Genomic DNA, 20,690 nt, shown 5'->3' on the forward strand with positions numbered 1-20,690 from the left:
CGGGGCGGGAGTTCGGCGCAGTTTGGCGGTGCTCGGGACGGTACGCGCCAGATGTGCCGAAATGAGCGCAGATGACGACGTTCGAGTGACACCCCCCTGATAGAAAAAATCGTACGCGGGCGGCGGCGCGGCCGTTGAAAAATCGGGGCGGGAAGGTGAGCGGGGCGCGAAGGGGAATGCGAGGAAGCTTTTGGCGATAGGGCGCAAGGCCAGGGGGACTAGGGACTAGGGGACTAGGGGATCACGGACGACGGACCGGCAATTGGCGCCCGGCGCCCCAGCAACCAGCAACCAGCGACCAGCAACCAGTAACCAAGGCGGGAAGTCACGCACGACCCGCCTTCAGCGAAAGCCAGCAGCGGTGCCGGCGGACGGAAGCAATGCGGCGGAGGGCACCGCAGGCGCGCAGAAGCGCGACGACGCGCATGCGCACGCCGCTGCGGCCCGCACGAGCTTTGACGAAACGAGGAGAGGAAAAGCCACCGCAGCGCGCCGGCGCGGCGCCGCGATGCGTGCGCGTATCAGCGCGAAGCCAGCGAGCGCGTATCCGCGCCGTGCGTGCTGGTATCGCCGTTGTCGGCCGTCTGCGTCGCGTTTCCGTTCCACACGACGCGGTCGTTGACCGCATACAGCCGGCATGCGCCCGCACCCTGCTTCGAGCAGTTGTCGAGCGCGAGCGCCATCGGATCGTCGCCGCCTTCGGCCCACGACCATGCGCCTTCCGAAGACACCGCAAACGCGCGGCTCGGATGCTGGCTCAGGAAGCGGCGATAGCCTTCGCGGCCGGCCTCGTCGAGGAACGGCACCGCATCGACCGCATCGATCGACGCATAGCCGGTCGCGTTCGGCTCATGCGGATTGGCGACCGCATAGCGGACCGACGTCGGCAGGTTCAGCTCGGCGAGGAACGCATGCACGGCCGGCCACCACACGGGCACGCCGTCGCGATCGACGATCAGCCGGTGCGCGTCGTCCTTGTAGCGGCCAAAATCGATGAACTGCGCCTGCGTGCCGTGCGACACGTACGCGTCGTGCATCTGCGCGACGAGTGCGGGCGTCCACACCGAATCGTTGTCGCCGTACAGCCACAGCGAGCGCACGGCCGTATGCGCGCCGTACTGGTCGAACGCGTCGACGAGATTGCGCTGCCAGCCGTCGCAGAGGTCCTGGCGCAGTCCGCCGGAGAAGTTGATGATGCCGCGCACGCCGGGCGCCGCTTCGGTGCCGTACGCGACCGATACGAGGCCGCCGTGCGACGTGCCCGCGACGACGATGCGCGACGCGTCGATGTACGACTGATGCGACATGTAGCGGACGGTCGCGGCGACGTCGGCGGCCTGCACGAGGCCGTTCTTGCCGACGTTGCAGCCTTCCTGCTGGTACGTGCCGCCCGAGCCCGCGAAGCCCTGGCGGTTCGGTGCGATCACCGCATAGCCGCGGCGCACGAATTCGCGCGCGAACGCGAGCGGCCGGCTGCGCGGCTGCTGATGGAGATCGCCGGTGTTCTTGCCGTGGTTGAAGACGACGAGCGGGAACGGGCCGGGGCCGTTCGGCTTGAACAGCGTGGCCTCGAGCATCACCGAGCCCGACGCATCGGCCGGAATGCTGACGATTTGTTCGTTGAGGTTTGCGGCGACCTGCGGGAGGCCCGAGTCGCCGTAATCGAAGCGCTCGGCATGGGCGAGCGATCCGCTGGCCGTGGCTGCACCGGCATTCGCGTTCGGCAGCGTACCGGCCTGAGCGGCCGACAGCGCACAGGCCGCCATCCATCCCACCAATACCTTGCTGAACGCCATTCGTAAGCCCTGCCATGCAACTTGACCAGTCTGACGGCCATCGTAGCCCGACAAATTCCGGTTGTGCAATGCAGGAATTACCCGGCGTCTGACACAGCAACTATTTGTCAGCGTTCACTTACTTCGCCGTCGACGTAGCGCCAGAAACCGTGTTCGTCGCGCGTGAAGCGACTCGTCTCGTGGAGCCGGTACGCGCGCCCGCCGACCTTGTAGCGGGCCACGAATTCGACCTCCGCGCGCCGTTCGTCGAGTTGTGCATGCCGTTTGACCGCGAGGCCGAGCCAGCGCGGCGCGTCGGCCGCATTCGGGTCGGCATCGAGATCGGCCGGGCAGGTGCGCGCGTCCCAGGTCGCGCGCAGATAGTCCGTCGCGCCCAGCACGTACGCGCTGTACCGCGAGCGCATCAACTCAAGTGCGCTCGGCGCGGCTTCGCCGCCATCGATGAAGCGGCCGCAACAGGCCGCGTAGCGTGGTGGCGCGGTTTTGCCGGTCGGGAAGGGCGACGCGCCGCCGCACGGGCACGCGTCAGGTCGGTTCAAAATCATGCGAATCGTGAATTAACGACGCCGGGTTGTGACGACGGCTTACCAGCTGAGCTCGACGCCGTCGTACTGGAAGAAGCGGCCGTTGGCCTGCGACACGTCCGCGCCGGCTTCGGCGATCACGCGCCGCATGCCGGTCACGCTCGTTTCCGGATCGATCGCGGCCTGCGCGCCGCCCATGTCGGTGCGCACCCAGCCCGGATGCAGCGAGATGCACGCGGCGTGGCGCGTCTGCAGCGATGCGATGCGCAGCACGTCGTTCAGCGCCGCCTTGCTCGCGCGGTACAGCCAGCCGGTCGTGCCGGTCGCTTCCGCGATGCTGCCCATCCGGCTCGACACGACGGCCAGCACGCCGCGCGCGTCCTCGACGAGCGGCAGCAGGATCGGCAGCAACTGCATCGGCCCGCGCACGTTCGTATGCATCACCGCGTCGAAATCCTCGGCGGCGATCGTCTCGACGCCTTCCGTACGCGGCCCGTACACGCCCGACACCAGCACGGCCGCATCGAGCCGTTCGCCGTCGAGCTTCCAGCCGAGCGCCGCGATCTGTTCGGGCCGCGCGATGTCGAGCGCATGCGCGGTTGCGCCGAGGTTGCGCAGCGCCGCGAGCGACGCGTCGTCGCGCGCGGTCGCGATCACGTTCCAGCCGTCGCGCCGGTATTGCCTGACGAATTCGCGTCCGAGGCCGCGCGATGCGCCGACGATCAGTACGGTTTTCATGTTCGCCGCTCCTTTGCGTTGCACCGCCGTCGCGGCAGTGTGTCGGTGTCAGATCAGTCCGAGTCCGTCGCGTTCACGGTCATGATGCGCGTGTTCGGCACGATGATGCGACGCGCGGCGCGGAATGGGCGTACCGCGCCGCGCTGCCAGCGGCGATGGTTACTGCGCGTCGCCGCAGGGCTTCAGCGTATCGGCGACCGCCTGCGCGACGCCTTCGAGCCGTGCGGCATCGGCCGCGACCATGTCGTTGTCCGGCGCATGCTGGCCGCGCGCGGTGAGCGCCGCGACGCAGCGCTTGTAGGTTTCGTCGAGCGCATCGAAGCTCGACACGGCCATGCCGAGGTTGCGCATCCGGCCGTCGTGCACGCCGTACACGAGCCCGTGCACGGTGAGCGACTGGCCGCGCGCCCACGCGTCGTTGACGATCGTCGTGCGGCACACGTTGACCACCTGCTCGATCGAGTTCAGCTCGATCAGGCGCCGGTAGCGCGCTTCGCCGACCGGCCATTCGTCGAGCAGCGCCGCGTGGCGTTCGCGCACGTCCTGCACGTGATGCAGCCAGTTGTCCGCGAGACCGACGCGGCGGTTGTGCAGCGCGGCGTTCACGCCCGAGCAGCCGTAGTGGCCGACGACCATGATGTGCTTCACGCGCAGGATGTCGACCGCGAACTGGATCACCGACAGGCAGTTCAGGTCGCTGTGCACGACGACGTTCGCGATGTTGCGATGGACGAACACTTCGCCCGGCGGCAGGCCGATGATCTGGTTCGCGGGCACGCGCGAATCCGAGCAGCCGATCCACAGGTATTCAGGCGCCTGCTGGTCGGCGAGACGCGCGAAGAATTCCGGATCCTCGGCGAGCTGGCGCTTGACCCACGCGTCGTTGTTGTCGAACAGATGTGAAAGCGGATTGTCTTGAGTATTCATCGGTGTGGATTCCGTTGGCGGAAATCGGGGTCGATAAAGGGGTGGATCGGGTCGTCGGACCTGCGTCAGGCGGCGCGCTGCGCGTGGGCCGCGCGGTCGCCGGCGTCAGCCGCCGTGTCGAAGCGCGCGGGGTAGCGCTCGCGAAAGCGCAGCGACACGTCGTACGGGTAAAAATCGGGCAACTCGCCCTGCAGCAGCTTGTCCTTGCTGGCCTGCCACAGCGCGGGGTCGAAAAAGTCCGCGTGATGCTTCATGAAGACCGAGCGCACGCGCGGATCGCCGAGCAGGAACGGACCGTAGGTCTCCGGAAAGATGTCGTGCGGGCCGACGGTATACCACGGTTCGCCGGACAGTTCGTCTTCCTCGTTGCGCGGCGGCGGCACGCGCCGCACGTTGCAGTCGGTCAGGTACTCGATCTCGTCGTAGTCGTAGAACACGACGCGGCCGTGGCGCGTGACGCCGAAGTTCTTGTACAGCATGTCGCCGGGGAAGATGTTGGCCTTCATCAATTCCTTCACCGCGTTGCCGTACTCCTTCACGCCGTGCTCGACGTCCGCGTCGGTGCCGTTCTGCAGGTACAGGTTCAGCGGCGTCATCCGGCGCTCGATGTACAGGTGCTCGATCACGAGGTTGCCGTCCTCGTATTCGAGCAGCGACGGCACTTCCTTCTCCAGCTCGCGCACGAGCGCGTGGTCGAGCCGCGAGACCGGCAGCGCGACGCTCGAATACTCGAGCGTGTCGGCCATCCGCCCGAGCCGGTCGTGGCGCTTCACGAGCTGGTACTTCTCCATGATCTGCGCGCGCGTCGTTTCCTTCGGCGGCGGGAAGTGATCCTTGATGATCTTGAACACGTACGGAAACGACGGCAGCGTGAACACGAGCATCACGAGGCCCTTGATCCCGGGCGCGATGATGAAGCGGTCGCTCGAATGCGACAGATGGTGCAGCAGGTCGCGGTAGAACAGGTTCTTGCCCTGCTTCTGCAGGCCGACCGACGTGTAGATCTCCGCCTTCGGCTTGCCCGGCATGATCGTGCACAGGAAATCCACGTACGCGGACGGCACGCCCATGTCGACCAGGAAATACGAGTGCGAGAAGCTGAAGATGATCTGCAGCAGGTCGCGGCGCAGCAGTACGGTGTCGAGCGCGAGCAGCCCCGGGCGCACGTGGCGGATCGGCACCGCGAACGGCAGCACGCGATCGCCGTTGATGATCCGGCCCACGATGTACGCGCTCTTGTTGCGGAAGAACAGCGACGACAGCACGTGGATCTGGAAATTCTGCGCTTCGTCGAACCGGCCGAATTCGTCGGCGATCGCCTGCATCACGCAGCCGATGTCGCGCTCGAGATCCTCGAACGGCGGCTCCAGCTGGAAGTTCGTGACGACGCGCTCGAGCGTGGCCGCGAGCCCGTCGGTGGCCGGGTAGTACGCGCGATAGGTCGGCTTCGCGGCCGGCTCGTCGTTCTCCAGGTATTCGGTGGAGATCGCCGGCCGCACGAAGATGAAATCGTTGTTGAAATACGAGCGGTGCAGAATCTTGCAGCACACCGAATTGAAGAACGTTTCCGCGCACTCGGGCTGGCGGTGCGACGTCAGCAGGCCGATGTAGTGCAGCTTGATCTGCTGCCACACCTCGTCGTCGATGTCCTCCGCGTCGTATTCGTCCTGCAGTACCTCGACGCATTCCTTCACGCGATCGTCGTACGACGTGATCCGCTCCCGCGCCAGCCGCTGCAGCCCGTGCCAGTCGGCGCGCTCGTATAGCGTCTTCGCTTCGACGGCCGCTTCCCGGAAGATCCGGTAGTGACGGTCGAAGTATTCGAGCATCGTCTGCGCGACGTCGAAACCGATCTGCGACGACAGCAGTTTGGGGAAGTGATTCATTGCGTGCAGGCTCGTTCGAGAGGGACTGTAAGCACTCGACATTTTAGCGCCCAAGTCGCCGTTTCAATGACTTTCGGGGTACGGTGCCGAGCGCCGCCAATCGGCAGGTTATTCGCCGTTACAGGCCGTTCGGTGCATCTTCGCGTAAAGATACGGGTACGGAGCCGATTCTGACACGAACTTTTTTTGCCCCGCCCGCACCGGCCGGACACGCGTTTCGCGCGACGGCGATAGAATCGACGCGATGCCCGCCGCGGCCTCGCCCGCGCGCGCCGGCTCCCGCATTCGTACCTGCATTCGTAGCCGCATCCGGCCAGATAACGACGAGACACCCCACCGATGAACGCACTGGAACACCAACTCGACTATCCCTTCGCCGACACGCTGCCCGCCGCGGGCGACACGTTCGAGGTCGCGCCCGGCGTGCGCTGGCTGCGCATGCCGCTGCCGTTTTCGCTCGACCACATCAACCTGTGGCTGCTGCGTGACGAGATCGACGGGCAGGCCGGCTGGACGATCGTCGACTGCGGGATTTCGTCGGATGCGATCCGTACGCACTGGGAACGGATCTTCGACACGCATCTCGACGGGCTGCCGGTGCTGCGCGTGCTCGTCACGCACTGCCATCCGGATCACTTCGGCCTCGCGAACTGGATCTGCGAAGGCGGCGACAAGGGCCGCTGGAACGTGCGGCTGTGGATGACGCTCGGCGAATACCTGTTCGGCTGCCTGATGGCGGCCGGCAACGGCTCGAACGCCGGCGGCGCGGCCGCGGCCGATCACTTCGCGCGCCACGGGCTGACCGATCCGGTCGCGCTCGACAAGCTGCGCAGCCGCCGCAGCTACTACTCGGATCTCGTGCCGGCCGTGCCGCCGCGCTATCGCCGCCTGCGCGAAGGCGACGCGGTGACGATCGGCGCGCGCACGTGGCGCGTCGTGACCGGCTACGGCCATTCGCCCGAACATTGCGCGCTCCACAGCGAAGCGGACGGCGTGCTGATCTCGGGCGACATGGTGCTGCCGCGCATCTCGACCAACGTGTCCGTGTTCGATCTCGAACCCGAAGCGAACCCGCTCGCGCTGTACCTCGAATCGCTCGGCCGCTACGAGACGATGGCGCCCGACACGCTCGTGCTGCCGTCGCACGGCAAGCCGTTCCGCGGTGTGCGCACGCGCATCGCGCAACTGCGCGCGCACCACGACGCGCGGCTCGACGAAGTGCGCGTCGCGTGCGCGGAGCGGCCGGCGAGCGCCGCGGACATCGTGCCGATCATGTTCCGCCGCCGCGAGCTCGACATCCACCAGATGACGTTCGCGCTCGGCGAGGCGCTCGCGCACCTGAACCTGCTGTGGCTCGCGGGCGAACTCGTGCGCGAGCAGGGCGACGATGGCGTGATTCGCTTCCGTACCGCACGCTGAGCGCGCATCGTCACCGTCACGCGACGGGTTCGTGGCGCCACCCGTCGCGCTGCCAGTGCATCGTGTGCGTCGGTTCGAGTGCCGCGAGAAACGCGGCATCGGGCGACGCGACCACGATCGCGCCGGGCAAGCCGGCCAGCGCGGCTTCGGTCGCGCGCACCGATTCCAGATCGAGATGATCGGTCGGCGCGTCGAGCAGCGGCGTGCGCCGGCCCGCGATCAGTTGTGCAAGCAGGCGCTTGCCGGCGCCGTTGCGGCCGACGATGCCCGTCGGCGTGCGGTCGATGGACAGGTCGAGCGAATCGAACAGCGCGATGCCGTCGTCGAAGCGGAATGAAACGTGATGAAGCGCGACGAGCGCGCCGGTCGGCGTGGCAGCAGCCATCAGCACCTCCGAAAATGCGTGAAACCCTTCGCGCGGCGTGCGTGGCACGGCGGCGAAAACATTTTTCGGAAGGCCTGGTTGTTCGCTTTGGCTGGCGTCCGGTATGAGGAATGAGCGCGCAGTGTCGCAAGCGCGGCGCGTGCGCCGTCGCTTGCGCGCCACGCGCGCTTACTGCACCGAAACCGCCGTGAAGTTCTGCCGCCCGAACGGGCTGACGCGATATCCGCTCACGTTCGGACGCGTGAGTGCGGCCGCGGTCGGGTAGCCGAGCGGAATCCACAGCGCCTGGTCGTGGATGATCTTCTGCGCCGATTCGTACAGCTTCGCGCGCTTGGCCTGATCGGCCGTCGACTTGCCGTCCGCGATCAGCTTGTCGAGCTGCGCATCGCAGAAGCGCGCGAAGTTGATGCCCGACTTCACCGCGTTGCAGCTGAACAGCGGCGACAGATAGTTGTCCGGATCGCCGTTGTCGCCGGCCCAGCCCATGAACAGCATGTCATGCTGGCCGAGCTTCGCCTGCTTGATCAGCTCGCCCCATTCGATCACCTTCACTTCCGCCTTCACGCCGATCTTCGCGAGGTCGGCCTGCAGCAGTTCCGCGCCGGCCTTCGGGTTGGGGTTCAGCACGCTGCCGGTCGGGCGCGTCCAGATCGTCGTCGAGAAGCCGTTCGGGAAACCGGCCGACGCGAGCAGCTGCTTCGCCTTTGCCGGATCGTACGCGTACGGCGCGATGTCCTTCGCGTAGCTCCACGTGTTCGGCGGGTACGGGTTGTTCGCGGCCGTCGCCGTGTTGTCGAACACCACCTTCAGGTAGGTCGCGCGGTCGAACGCGAGATTCAGCGCCTCGCGCACCTTTTCGTTGTCGAGCGGCTTCTTCTGCGTGTTCAGCGCGACGAACGCAGTCATGAACGCGGGCGTCTGCACGACCTTCAGCGCGCTTTCGCCCTTCGCGGCGAGCACGTCCTGCGGCTTCGGCGACAGCGCGATCTGGCATTCGCCGGCCTTCACCTTCTGCATGCGCACCGACGGGTCGGGCGTGATCGCGTAGATCAGCCGCTCGGCCTTCGGCTTCGCACCCCAGTAGGTCGGGTTCACGTCGTAGCGGATCAGCGCGTCCTTCGTGTAGCTCTTCAGCACGAACGGGCCGGTGCCGATCGGCTTCGCGTTCAGGTCGGCCTGCTTGCCGGCCTTCAGCAGCTGGTCCGCGTATTCGGCCGAGTAGATCGATGCGAAGCCCATCGTCAGGATCGGCACGAACGTCGCGTTCGGCTCGTTCAGCACGAACTTCACCGTGCTGTCGTCGACCTTCGTGACCGACTTCACGAGCTTCACGAGGCCCATCGACTGCGCGTGCGGAAAGCCGCTCGCGCCCGCGACCTTGTGCCACGGGTTCGCATCGTCGAGCATCCGCGAGAACGTGAACACGACGTCGTCCGCGTTCAGCGGGCGGCCCGGCTTGAAGTAGTCGGTCGTCTGGAACGCGACGTTCGGACGCAGGTGGAACGTGTACGTGAGGCCGTCGGCGCTCGCTTCCCACTTGTCGGCGAGCGCGGGCACGACCTTCTTCGCGGCTTCGTCGTACGACACGAGCGTGTTGAAGATCACGTCGGCCGATGCGTTGGTCGTGACGAGCGAGTTGTACTGCACGACGTCGAAGCCGTCCGGGCTCGATTCCGTGCACACGGTGAGCGGCTTGGCGGCGGCGAGGCCCGGGGCGGCGAGAGCGGCGGCGAGCGCGGCCGCGGCGAACAGCTTGACCTGCATAGGTTCTCCCACGTGACTTGTGATTTTTGCTGGATGCCGGAATGCGGGCGCGGCCCGGTCGAAGACGGGGCCGGCGCGGCTGGCGAATAGCATACCGTCAAAGTGTGCGGCGCGTGGAAAAAGGCGCCGGAACGCGGTGAATTGAGCGAAAAACGGCTGCGTTCGCGACGGAATGCGTGCTGGGGCGGCGGGGTGGGGGAAGCGGGGCTGCGCTCGAAACTTGCACTGGCTCGCGTGCCACCGACGCGACATCGACCCGCCGCGACAGCGCGCGGGCCGCCCGAAGAACTCAGTGCGCGCCGGCCTTCGGCTTGCGCGGCGCCTTCTCGAACAGGCGGTCGTAGAGCCAGCGCGGCAGCACGTGCAGCACCTTCGCGACGACGCCCATCTGCCACGGAATCACGCGGAACGCGTGCTGCCGCGCGATCGCCCGCGCGGCACGCGCCGCAAAGCGGTCGGCGTCCATCAGGAACGGCATCCGGTACGGGTTGTGCGCGGTCATCGGCGTGCGGATATAGCCGGGCGCGATCGTCACGACGCCGACGCCGGCCGGGCGCAGCTCGACGCGCAGCGCCTCCAGATACTTGATCGCGGCCGACTTCGACGCGCTGTACGCGCCGGAGCCCGGCAGCCCGCGCACGCCGGCGACGCTCGCGACGCCGACCAGCGTGCCGTGGCGCGCAGCCGTCATCGGGCCGACGAACGGCTCGAACGTCGCGACCATCCCGTAGTAGTTGACGTCCATCACGTCGCGGAACGTCGCGAGATCGCCCTGGCCCGTGACGGCGCCCTGGCTGATGCCTGCATTCGCGATCACGACGTCGGGGCAGCCGTGCGCGGCGATGAACGACGCGGCGGCCGTCGCGAGCGCATCGGCGTCGCGCACGTCGGCGGAGTAGACGGCAACGGACAGCTTGGGAAAGCGCCGCGCGAACGCATCGAGGGCGTCGGTGCGGCGCGCGACGAGCGCGAGCGTGGCGCCCTGGCGGGCGTATTCCTCGGCCAACGCGAGGCCGAGGCCGCTCGACGCGCCGGTGATGAAGACCTTCAGCGGAGTAGTCATGCCGGCGCGCGGGCGGGGATCAGAGCTTCTTGTCCTGAACCTGCTTCACGAGATAGTCGAGCACTTGAGCGGTACCCGGAATGCTGTTCGTGTAAGCCGGGCCCGTCTTGTACTTGCCCTGGACGACGACCGTCGGCACGCCGTCGATCGCGTAGTTCTTCAGCAGCTCGGCCGACTGCTTGACCTGGCCCTGCACGCTGAACGAGTTGTACGCGTCCATGAACTGCTTCTTGTCGACGCCTTGCGTCGCGAGGAAGTCGGCTTGCGCCTGCGGCGTCAGCAGGTAGTTCTTCTGCTTGTGGATCGCGTTGAAGATCGCCGGCGTGACCTTCTCCGAGATGCCGAGCGCGGACACCGCGTAGAACAGCTTCGAGTGCGGGATGAAATCGTCGCGGAATGCGACCGGCACGCGCTTGAAGTCGATGTTGTTGCCCTGCTTCTTCACCCATGCCTCGATCGTCGGCTCGAATTCGTAGCAGTGCGGGCAGCCGTACCAGAAGAATTCGATGACCTCGACCTTGCCGGCCGGCGCGGACACCGGCTGCGGCGACTTCATCACCTCGAAGTCCTTGCCGGACACCGGTGCGGCGGGCGCTGCCTGGGCGAAGCCGGCAGCGGCCAGGCCCAGGGACAGAAGGAGCGTGCTAAGCAGTTTTTTCATGTTGTAGACGTCGAATCAGTTGCTCGGGTTACGAAACGTAACGGAATCTGCGTGGGCGCGGCCGGTTGCTTACTGCTTCGTGAAACGGATCACCGCCGTGTCGACACCTGCATCGGACAGGCGCTGACGGGCCGAGTTCATATCCTCGAATTTCGAGAACGGGCCGACGCGCACGCGGAAGTAGGTCACGCCGCTGACGTCGCGCTTCGACACCTTCGATTCGAAGCCCTGGAAGCCCAGTCGCGCGCGCTGCTGCTCGGCGTCGCCTTCCGTCTTGTACGCGCCGACCTGCAGGAAGTAGCCGGTGTTCGCGTCGTTCGCGGTCGGTGGCTTCGCTGCCGCGGCGGGCGCGGCCGACGACGTCGGCTTCGGCGTGTTGTTCGCCAGCTGCTGTTGCTGCTTTTGCGCGGCAGCCTGCTGCGCCTGCTTCTGCGCGGCGAAGCGAGCGAGGTCGTCCTCGCCGCCCTGCTGTTGTTGCGGTTGCTGCGCCTGCTGCGTCTTCTTCGGCGGCGGCGTGTTGTCGGCCGGCTTCGGCGCGACGGCGACGCCGTTGCCCGACGACGCGTTGTTCGACGCGGTCGTGTTGTTCGAGCCGCTGGAGCCGTTCGCGTTGCCCGACGGCGGCACCTCGACGATCTGCGGCTCGGGCAGCAGGCCGCCCTGGGTCTGGTTCGCGGCCTGGCCGGGCGCGGTATTGGGCGGCGCGGACTGCGCGGCCTGCGGCACCGGCTGGCCGGGCGTCTTGCCCTGCAGCGCGCGGTTCGGGTCGAACTGCTGCGGCTGGCTCGCGCCGTTGTCGGCCGGCGGCGGCGCGACCTTCGACACGAACGGCGACGGCGAACGCGTGATGTAGAGCGCCACCACCACCGCGATCGCGAGGCCGACGATCAGGCCCAGCACGATTCCAAGAAATGTCCCTCCGGCTTGTTTCGATTGCTTCGAAGTTCGGCGTGGTTGTGCCATTGCTTGAGTCACCTGCAAAAAGAATCGTGAAAAGGCAGCGACGGCACCCGGCGACGGGGTAATCCGACGGCGGACGCTGCCGCGGCCATTCGCTGCCCGGTTCGGGCCGCTTACATCTTGGCGGGCGCGGACACGCCGAGCACCGCCAGGCCGTTCTCGAGCACCTGCCGGGTGGCGGCGAGCAGTGCGGCGCGCGCGTTGCGCGGCGCTTCGTCGTCGACCAGCACGCGCTCCGCATTGTAGAACGAGTGGAATTCACCAGCGAGATCGCGCAGGTAGAACGCGACCGCGTGCGGCGCCAGTTCGTTCGCCGCGTGCGTGAGCATGTCCGGATACTCGGCGAGCTTCTGCATCAGCGACACGGCCTGCGGGCTCGTCAGCTGCGCCAGGTCGGCGCCCGGCAGCTGCGCGACGTCGACGTTGTAGCGCGCCTTCAGTTCGTTGAGCACCGAGCAGATCCGCGCATGCGCGTACTGGACGTAATAGACCGGGTTCTCGTCGTTCTGTTTCAGCGCGAGGTCGATGTCGAACACGAACTCGGTGTCGGCCTTGCGCGAGATCAGGAAGAAGCGCACCGCGTCGCGGCCGCGCGTGATGGTCGCCTCGTCGATCAGGTCGGGTGCCGCTTCCTGGCCCGGCGCGGCGCCGCCCGACCATTCGATCAGGTCGCGCACCGTCACGTAGCTGCCCGCGCGCTTCGACAGCTTCACTTCCTGGCCGTCGCGCATTACGGTGACCATCTTGTGCAGCACGTAGTCGGGATAGCCCTTCGGGATACCGATGTGCAGCCCCTGCAGGCCGGCGCGCACGCGCGCGATCGTGCCGTGGTGATCCGAGCCCTGGATGTTGATCACCTTCGTGAAGCCGCGCTCCCATTTCGTCACGTGGTACGCGACGTCCGGCACGAAGTACGTGTACGTGCCGTCCGACTTGCGCATCACGCGATCCTTGTCGTCGCCTTCGTCGGTCGTGCGCAGCCACAGCGCGCCGTCCTGCTCGTACGTCATGCCGGCCTTGACGAGCGCGTCGACCGTCTTCTCGACCCGGCCTTCGCTGTACAGCGACGACTCGAGGTAGTACTGGTCGAATTTCACGCCGAACGCCTGCAGGTCCATGTCCTGCTCGTGGCGCAGGTACGCGACCGCGAACTTGCGGATCGCGTCGAGATCGTCGATGTCGCCCGCGCCGGTGACCGGCTCGCCATCCTTCGCCGCGACCGTCTCGCGGTTCAGATAGTCGCGCGCGATGTCGGCGATGTACTCGCCGTTGTACGCGGCTTCCGGCCAGCCGGCGTCGCCCGGCTTCAGGCCGCGTGCGCGCGCCTGCGTCGAGATCGCGAGGTTGGCGATCTGCACGCCGGCGTCGTTGTAGTAGAACTCGCGGTGCACCGCGTAGCCCTGGCTCGCGATCACGTTCGCGAGCACGTCGCCGAGCGCCGCCTGCCGGCCATGACCGACGTGCAGCGGGCCGGTCGGGTTCGCGGACACGAATTCGAGCAGCACCTGCTTGCCCTTTTCGCGGTCGGACGTGCCGAATGCGCGACCCTGCGCGAACACGGCGGCGACCACCGCCTGCTTCGCGGCGGCGGTGAGGCGCAGGTTGATGAAGCCGGGGCCGGCGATTTCGGCCGCGTCGACGAGCCCGTGCGCGGCCGGCTGGGCCGTCAGCGCGGCGACGATCTTCTCGGCGAGCTGGCGCGGGTTCGTGCCGAGCGGCTTGGCGAGCTGCATCGCGACGTTGCATGCGACGTCGCCGTGCGCGGCGACCTTCGGGCGCTCCAGCGTGATGGCGGGGGCGACGAATGCTGCGTCGGCGCCTTTCAGCGCGTGTGCGACCTGCGTGACGCTATCCGCGAGCAGGGCTTCGAGGGTCTGTTTGTGTGCTGGCAGCATGCTGGTAGAAGGCTTCGTTGGTGGCGGCCGGAAACGCCGGCCGGCCGGCGCGCTTTTTAAGCGCGCGTTTCAGGGATCGCAGAATTTTAACAGGTGCTAATATGCCGCTCAGGCGCCCCGCGTCCGCGAGGCCGGACGCCGGTCTGCCGGCGTCCCCCCAACCGCGCCGCGCAGGCACAACAAGATGAAAAGGGAATTGTCATGATTACGTTCAAGAGCAAGGCGGCACAGGATCTCGACGTGCTGAAGGATTTCGCCGTATACGTGCTGGGCCTCGTCGGCAAGCAACTGGGCGAACGCGGCGTCATTACGCACGACGAACTGGACCACGCGATCGCGAAGCTGGAAGGCGCGGTTGCGCAGGCGAAGCAGGAGCGCGCCGAGCACGCAGGCCATTTCCACGAAGACGACGCCGACCACGCGCACCACGAAGTGCCGCCGAGCCTCGCGCAGCGCGTCGCGCCGTTCCTCACGATGCTGCGCGAAGCGAAGGCCGGCGAGGCCGACGTGCACTGGGGCTTCTGAGCTTCCCTTGCTTGGCTGATCGAAAGGTTCGCCAGACATGAAAAAGCCCGCGTTCGAGCGGGCTTTTTCTTTTGTCTGATAAAAGGGCGGCCGGGCCGCCCAGTTGCGTCGATCAAAGTTGCGGCGCGAGCGCGCGGCGCGCGTCGTCGAGCGACAGCGCCATGCGTTGCGCGTAGTCCTCGAGCTGATCCTGCCCGATTTTCCCGACCGAGAAATACCGGCTGTCCGGATGCGCGAGATAGAAGCCCGACACGCTCGCGGCCGGCAGCATCGCCAGCGAATCGGTCACGCTCATCCCGATTTCGTCCGCGTGCAGCGCGGCGAACATGTCGCGCTTCACGAGGTGATCGGGGCAGGCCGGATAGCCGGGCGCCGGACGGATGCCCGCGTACTTTTCGGCGATCAGCGCATCGTTGTCGAGCGTCTCGCCGCTCGCGTAACCCCACAGCTCGCGGCGCACGCGCGCGTGCATCGCTTCGGCGAACGCTTCCGCGAAACGGTCGGCCAGCGCCTTCAGCATGATCGCGCTGTAGTCGTCGTGGTCGGCTTCGAACTGCTTTTCCTTCACGTCGACGCCGAGGCCGGCCGTCACCGCGAACATCCCGATGTAGTCGGCGACGCCCGATTCCTTCGGCGCGATGAAGTCGGCGAGCGAGCGGTTCGGGCGCATCACGCCGTCGACCACCGGACGCACGCTCTGCTGGCGCAGGTTGCGCCACGTGAGCAGCACTTCCGAGCGCGACTCGTCGGTGTAGATCTCGATGTCGTCGTCGTTGACCGTGTTCGCCGGCAGCAGCGAAATCACGCCGTTCGCGGTCAGCCAGCGGCCCTGGATCAGCCGCGCGAGCATCGACTTCGCATCGGAGAACACGCGCCGCGCCGATTCGCCGACGATCTCGTCGTTCAGGATCGCCGGATACGGCCCCGCGAGATCCCAGGTCTGGAAGAACGGACCCCAGTCGATGTAGTTCGCGAGCTCGTTCAGGTCGTAGTTCCTGAACACGCGGCGGCCGATGAACTTCGGCTTCACCGGCTGGTAGGCGGCCCAGTCGACCTTCGCCTTGTTCGCGCGCGCCTCGGCGAGCGTGACCATCGGCTGCGCCTTGCGGTTCGCGTGCTGGTCGCGGATCCGTTCGTAATCGGACTTCAGTTCGTCGAGGTACTTCGCCGCGCCTTCGTCCGACAGCAGGTTCGACGCGACCGACACCGAGCGCGACGCGTCGGGCACGTAGACGACCGGGCCTTCGTAGTGCGGCGCGATCTTCACGGCCGTGTGCACGCGCGACGTGGTCGCGCCGCCGATCAGCAGCGGAATCTTCTTCACGCGGAAGTAGTCGTCGCGCTGCATTTCGGACGCGACATACGCCATTTCCTCGAGGCTCGGCGTGATGAGGCCCGACAGCCCGATGATGTCCGCGCCCTCGACCTTCGCCTTCGCGAGGATCTCGTTGCACGGGACCATCACGCCCATGTTGACGACTTCGAAGTTGTTGCACTGGAGCACGACCGACACGATGTTCTTGCCGATGTCGTGCACGTCGCCCTTCACGGTCGCGATCACGATCTTGCCCTTCGCGCGCACGTCGCCGCCCGCTTCCGCGAGCAGCCGCTTTTCTTCCTCGATGAACGGGATCAGGTGCGCGACGGCCTGCTTCATCACGCGCGCCGACTTCACGACCTGCGGCAGGAACATCTTGCCCTGGCCGAACAGGTCGCCGACGATGTTCATCCCGTCCATCAGCGGGCCTTCGATCACGTTGATCGGGCGGCCGCCGGCCGCGGCGATCTTCGCGCGCACTTCCTCGGTATCCTCGACGATGAAGGTCGTGATTCCGTGCACCAGCGCATGCGACAGCCGCTTCTCGACCGGCTGGTTGCGCCACTCGAGGTTCTCTTCCTTCTTCGCGCCGCCGGCCTTGAACTTGTCGGCGATCTCGAGCAGGCGGTCGGTGGAATCCGCGCGGCGGTTCAGGATCACGTCCTCGACGTGCTCGCGCAGCTCCGGGTCGAGATCGGCGTACACGCCGAGCTGGCCGGCGTTCACGATGCCCATGTCCATCCCCGCCTGGATCGCGTGGTACAGGAACACGGTGTGGATCGCCTCGCGCACCGGGTCGTTGCCGCGGAACGAGAACGACACGTTCGACACGCCGCCGCTCACCTTCGCATACGGCAGGGTCTGCTTGATCCAGCGGGTCGCCTCGATGAAGTCGACCGCGTAGTTGTTGTGCTCCTCGATGCCGGTCGCGACCGCGAAGATGTTCGGGTCGAAGATGATGTCTTCCGGCGGGAAGCCGACTTCATTCACGAGGAAGTCGTACGAGCGCTTGCAGATGTCGATCTTGCGCTGGTAGGTATCGGCCTGGCCCGTCTCGTCGAACGCCATCACGACCGCGGCCGCGCCGTAGCGGCGGATCAGGTTCGCGTGGTGGCGGAACGCGTCCTCGCCTTCCTTCAGCGAGATCGAGTTCACGATCGCCTTGCCCTGCACGCACTTGAGGCCGGCCTCGATCACTTCCCACTTCGACGAGTCGATCATGATCGGCACGCGCGCGATGTCGGGCTCCGATGCGATCAGGTTCAGGAAGCGCACCATCGCCGCCTTCGAATCGAGCATCGCCTCGTCCATGTTGACGTCGATCACCTGCGCGCCGTTCTCGACCTGCTGGCGCGCGACGGCGAGCGCCTCGTCGAACTGGCCGTTGAGGATCATCCGCGCGAACGCTTTCGAGCCGGTGACGTTGGTGCGTTCGCCGACGTTGATGAAGAGCGTCCCGGACGTGACGTTGAACGGCTCGAGGCCGGCAAGGCGCATCATGTGATCGGTCATGGCGGTGCGAATTCGTGTGATGTAGGGCGTTGAGGCGGTCGGTCAGGCGGCGTCGCTGTACTGGCTCGGCCAGCGGCGCGGTTTCACGTCGGCGAGCGCCTTCGCGATCTCGGCGATGTGTTCGGGCGTCGTGCCGCAGCAGCCGCCCGCGAGGTTCACGAGCCCGGCCTGCGCGAATTCCTTCAAGAGGCCCGACGTGACGTCCGGCGTCTCGTCGAAACCGGTGTCGCTCATCGGGTTCGGCAGGCCCGCGTTCGGGTAGCACGACACGTAGGTGTCGCACAGCTTCGCGAGCTCGGCGATGTACGGGCGCATCAGCGCCGCGCCGAGCGCGCAGTTCAGGCCGAACGTAAGCGGCTTCGCATGGCGCAGCGAATTCCAGAACGCCTCGACCGTCTGGCCCGACAGGATGCGGCCCGACGCGTCGGTCACGGTGCCCGAGATCATGATCGGCAGGCGCTCGCCGGTGTCCTCGAACAGCTCGTCGAGCGCGAACAGCGCGGCCTTCGCGTTCAGCGTGTCGAAGATCGTCTCGACGAGGAACAGGTCGACGCCGCCGTCGAGCAGCGCCTTCGCCTGCTGGTAGTACGCGTCGCGCAACTCGTCGAACGTGACGTTGCGCGCGCCCGGATCGTTGACGTCCGGCGAGATGCTCGCCGTCTTCGGCGTCGGCCCGATCGCGCCGGCGACGAAGCGCGGCTTGTCCGGCGTCGTATGGCGGGCGGCCGATTCACGCGCGAGCCGCGCCGATTCGACGTTCATCTCGACGACGAGGTCTTCCATCCCGTAGTCGGCCTGCGCGACCGTCGTCGCGCCGAACGTGTTGGTTTCGACGATGTCCGCGCCGGCCGCGAAGTACTGGTCGTGGATCTCGCTGATGATCTGCGGCTGCGTGAGCGACAGCAGTTCGTTGTTGCCCTTGATGTCGCGCGGGAAGTCCTTGAAGCGCTCGCCGCGATACGCGGCCTCGTCGAGCTTGTAGCGCTGGATCATCGTGCCCATCGCGCCGTCGAGGATCAGGATGCGCGATTTCAGCAGCGCGGGCAGTTCGGCGCCGCGCGTGTAGTGCGCGTCGAGCGGGGCGGAAGCGGCGAGAGGGGTCGCAGACATGGCGGAAGACGGGCGAAGACGGGAAAACCGTCATTGTAGCCGGTGCGCCGGGGCGCCGCCCGGCCTCGCACCGCGCGGCGCGGGCCGGCGCGCGGCATGCGCGTCGTGCACGGGGGATGCACGGCCGTCGCGCCGGCACCCGTGCCCGCGACGCATGCGTTCGAGCGTTGTCCGCGCAACGAACGCGCGCGGGCCGGAACCAAACGAAAACCCCCGCCCGGCGAACCGGGGCGGGGGCTTGGATCAGAGTGCTCGCGATGCCGCGCAAGCGCGCGGCGTATGGCCCGGCGTTCGGCCGGGCCGCAGGTCGTCAGTGCAGCACGACGGGCATCATCATCAGGCTGTCGAACTGTCCGAGGAATTCGTCCACTTCGTCGAGCGACGGCTCGTCCTCGATCAGCTGTTTCACGTGCGCGCGAAATCGCTCGGCGAGCTCGCCGTCGATGAAGATCTCGCGCTGCGCGTTCTTGTCGACGATTTCATATCCGCCGGCATTCATCAGATGGTGACCGGCCTGCGGCGCAAATTCGACGACGCAGTAATTGGGGCTGTTGTAGATCATTTGCATGGCGGCACTCCTCTTCGCAGTGGCATCTGGCCTTGTTGTCCCGTAGGTGGGGCAGGCCGTGCCGGTTTCAAGGGGCTTGCGCAGCACACCCCGGTCTCCCGTTTGCGTGGGGTGTATCGGTTAGAAGCCGATGTCTATCAAACGTTTCCTATTGTGATCCGGTGGACTGAAATAGTTGTTAAAGAGTGTCATCGGCCATTTCGGTCAGACCTTTAATCGGTCGAAATTGCCGATTCAGCGCTCATACGTTGCTCATTCGTCGCGCTCATGGTGCCGACGGGGACGACGCAGGCGCCTGCACGGCCGGTTGCGGCACGGGTTGTGCCTGCTCCGCGGCCGCGGCCGGCGCCGATGCCGTTGCGGGCGCATTTGCCGTTCCTCCTGCCGGCGCCGCATCGGCCGGTGCGCCCGGCGGCGCGAACGGGCCGTGCCACAGCAGCTCGATCTGTGCGCCGTTCGGTTCCGATTGTACGAGCCTGGCGGGCAGCCAGCCCAGTGACGGCGCGAGCCACATGTCGATGCGCCGTGTGTCGCCTTCGCGGCGCGGCAGCCGCATGAAGTGGCGTGCGCGCACGATGCCGGCTTGCGTCTGCACGTCCTCGTCGCCGATCACCGTGATCGGCCAGGTCTCGCCGCTGTTGTTGTCGATCACGAAGAACTGCTGCGTGACGCCCGGCTTGTACGCGGACGGATTGCCGCGCACGAGCCCCGACAGCTGCATCAGCATGCTGAAGCGATCCTGCACGCCGTCGGGCAGCGGCGCGTTGTTCGGCGTGCGCGTGAACACGACCTGGCGGATCTCGCGATTGAAGATCGCGATGTCCTCGGGCCGCTTGCCGCGCTTTTCCACGTAACGGTCGGGCGCGACGCCGAACGCATCGATGCGGCCTTCGCTGCGGTACGTGAACGGACCGACGAACGGCACGGGCATCGACACCGACAGGTCGTACGCGTGTCCGTCGGTGCGCCAGTGGATCGTGCCGATCATGTTCTGCATGCCGTTGTAGAACGTGTCGTACTGCAGATCGCCGGACGGCGGCGCTGCGAACTTCACGCCGCTCGTCGCCGGGCCCGGCGTCGCGGCGCCGGCGGTACTGGCCGCGGATGCCGCTTGCGCGCCCGCTGCGCCGGCCGTGCCGCTCGCGGCGGACGCCGCGGCCGGCGGCGGCTCGCCGTGCTCGGACGTCTGCGTCGACGTGAGGACGGGCGCCTGCGCGGGCGCGGGCTTCGGTGCGGCGGGGGCCGGCTTCGCAGGCGCGGCCTCGGCCGGCTGGTCGGCCGGCTTCGGTGCGGGCTGGCGCTCGATCGGCTTCGGTTTCAGCAGCTCGATCTGCACCGGGATCTCGGCGGGCGCGGGCGGCGTGAACGCGTCGCGATTGCGCGTGAGCCACCACGCCGCGAGCGCATGCAGCACCAGCACGACGACGAGCGCGACGCCCGCGCGCAGCCAGTGGCGGGGCAGGGCGTGACGAGGACGGGTGTCGGCAGGCGGCATCGGCGAAACGGAACAGGGTTGGGCGGGCGTGGCGCGTCGTGCAACGCGCATCACAGCCATCGGACCGCCGCGCGCGCCGCGCGTTCGCCGCGCATCGCACGGGTGTGGCGCAGGTGTCGTGCGGCTGGCGCACCGGTGTGGCGC

General features: G+C 67.1%; 16 protein-coding genes and 1 pseudogene. 2 read left to right on the forward strand and 15 right to left on the reverse strand.

Annotation, left to right across the window (positions count from 1 at the left end; genetic code table 11):
* Positions 1–521 precede the first annotated feature (521 nt).
* The 5 genes from Q3A80_RS18700 to aceK all read right to left on the reverse strand — a co-directional run bounded on the left by Q3A80_RS18700 (position 522) and on the right by aceK (position 5,871).
* Positions 522–1,796: a dienelactone hydrolase family protein gene (locus Q3A80_RS18700; RefSeq protein WP_446330410.1), complete on the reverse strand. Its 1,275-nt coding sequence runs from the start codon at positions 1,794–1,796 to the stop codon at positions 522–524.
* A 107-nt stretch (positions 1,797–1,903) separates the two neighbouring features.
* Positions 1,904–2,341, reverse strand: a complete 438-nt coding sequence (locus Q3A80_RS18705) for a YchJ family protein (protein ID WP_446330411.1) — start codon at positions 2,339–2,341, stop codon at positions 1,904–1,906.
* A gap of 39 nt (positions 2,342–2,380) precedes the next feature.
* Entirely contained in the window at positions 2,381–3,058 is a 678-nt protein-coding gene (locus tag Q3A80_RS18710) for an SDR family oxidoreductase (protein ID WP_446330412.1), read from the reverse strand.
* A gap of 159 nt (positions 3,059–3,217) precedes the next feature.
* Complete coding sequence (gene can / locus Q3A80_RS18715; RefSeq protein ID WP_446330413.1) at positions 3,218–3,985, reverse strand: carbonate dehydratase; 768 nt, start codon at positions 3,983–3,985, stop codon at positions 3,218–3,220.
* Positions 3,986–4,050: 65 nt separating this feature from the next.
* Positions 4,051–5,871, reverse strand: a complete 1,821-nt coding sequence (aceK, locus tag Q3A80_RS18720; RefSeq protein WP_446330414.1) for a bifunctional isocitrate dehydrogenase kinase/phosphatase — start codon at positions 5,869–5,871, stop codon at positions 4,051–4,053.
* Between the two features lie 339 nt (positions 5,872–6,210).
* On the opposite strand from aceK, the gene Q3A80_RS18725 reads away from it, so the two are divergent.
* The gene (locus Q3A80_RS18725; RefSeq protein ID WP_446330415.1) at positions 6,211–7,290 is read left to right on the forward strand and encodes an MBL fold metallo-hydrolase; all 1,080 of its coding nucleotides are present in this window, start codon (positions 6,211–6,213) and stop codon (positions 7,288–7,290) included.
* Between the two features lie 199 nt (positions 7,291–7,489).
* Here the strand turns inward: Q3A80_RS18725 and Q3A80_RS18730 are convergent.
* The 6 genes and pseudogenes from Q3A80_RS18730 to argS form a co-directional block, all read right to left on the reverse strand.
* Positions 7,490–7,675: pseudogene (locus tag Q3A80_RS18730) on the reverse strand (ABC transporter ATP-binding protein); the annotation flags it as partial.
* Positions 7,676–7,843: 168 nt separating this feature from the next.
* Entirely contained in the window at positions 7,844–9,439 is a 1,596-nt protein-coding gene (locus tag Q3A80_RS18735) for an ABC transporter substrate-binding protein (protein WP_446330416.1), read from the reverse strand.
* Positions 9,440–9,728: 289 nt separating this feature from the next.
* Complete coding sequence (locus Q3A80_RS18740) at positions 9,729–10,502, reverse strand: SDR family oxidoreductase (protein WP_446330417.1); 774 nt, start codon at positions 10,500–10,502, stop codon at positions 9,729–9,731.
* Between the two features lie 19 nt (positions 10,503–10,521).
* A complete protein-coding gene (locus tag Q3A80_RS18745; RefSeq protein WP_446330418.1) occupies positions 10,522–11,163 on the reverse strand; it encodes a thiol:disulfide interchange protein DsbA/DsbL in 642 nt (213 codons plus the stop codon).
* 69 nt (positions 11,164–11,232) lie between these two features.
* Positions 11,233–12,126, reverse strand: a complete 894-nt coding sequence (locus tag Q3A80_RS18750; RefSeq protein ID WP_446330419.1) for an SPOR domain-containing protein — start codon at positions 12,124–12,126, stop codon at positions 11,233–11,235.
* Between the two features lie 110 nt (positions 12,127–12,236).
* Positions 12,237–14,018 (reverse strand): arginine--tRNA ligase, encoded by a 1,782-nt coding sequence (argS, locus tag Q3A80_RS18755; protein WP_446330420.1) that lies wholly within the window; start codon positions 14,016–14,018, stop codon positions 12,237–12,239.
* Positions 14,019–14,219: 201 nt separating this feature from the next.
* On the opposite strand from argS, the gene Q3A80_RS18760 reads away from it, so the two are divergent.
* Positions 14,220–14,543 (forward strand): DUF1840 domain-containing protein, encoded by a 324-nt coding sequence (locus tag Q3A80_RS18760; RefSeq protein ID WP_009693452.1) that lies wholly within the window; start codon positions 14,220–14,222, stop codon positions 14,541–14,543.
* Between the two features lie 112 nt (positions 14,544–14,655).
* On the opposite strand, the gene metH is transcribed toward Q3A80_RS18760, so the two are convergent.
* The 4 genes from metH to Q3A80_RS18780 form a co-directional block, all read right to left on the reverse strand.
* Positions 14,656–17,373 carry a methionine synthase gene (metH, locus tag Q3A80_RS18765; protein ID WP_446330421.1) on the reverse strand — a complete coding sequence of 906 codons (2,718 nt, stop codon included), beginning with the start codon at positions 17,371–17,373 and terminating at the stop codon, positions 14,656–14,658.
* A gap of 42 nt (positions 17,374–17,415) precedes the next feature.
* Positions 17,416–18,483 (reverse strand): homocysteine S-methyltransferase family protein, encoded by a 1,068-nt coding sequence (locus Q3A80_RS18770; RefSeq protein ID WP_446330422.1) that lies wholly within the window; start codon positions 18,481–18,483, stop codon positions 17,416–17,418.
* A gap of 310 nt (positions 18,484–18,793) precedes the next feature.
* Entirely contained in the window at positions 18,794–19,051 is a 258-nt protein-coding gene (locus tag Q3A80_RS18775; protein ID WP_006477667.1) for a BTH_I0359 family protein, read from the reverse strand.
* 265 nt (positions 19,052–19,316) lie between these two features.
* Positions 19,317–20,546 (reverse strand): DUF3108 domain-containing protein, encoded by a 1,230-nt coding sequence (locus Q3A80_RS18780; protein WP_446330423.1) that lies wholly within the window; start codon positions 20,544–20,546, stop codon positions 19,317–19,319.
* Positions 20,547–20,690: the final 144 nt, after the last annotated feature.

It is taken from the genome of Burkholderia sp. SR8, assembly GCF_052851275.1.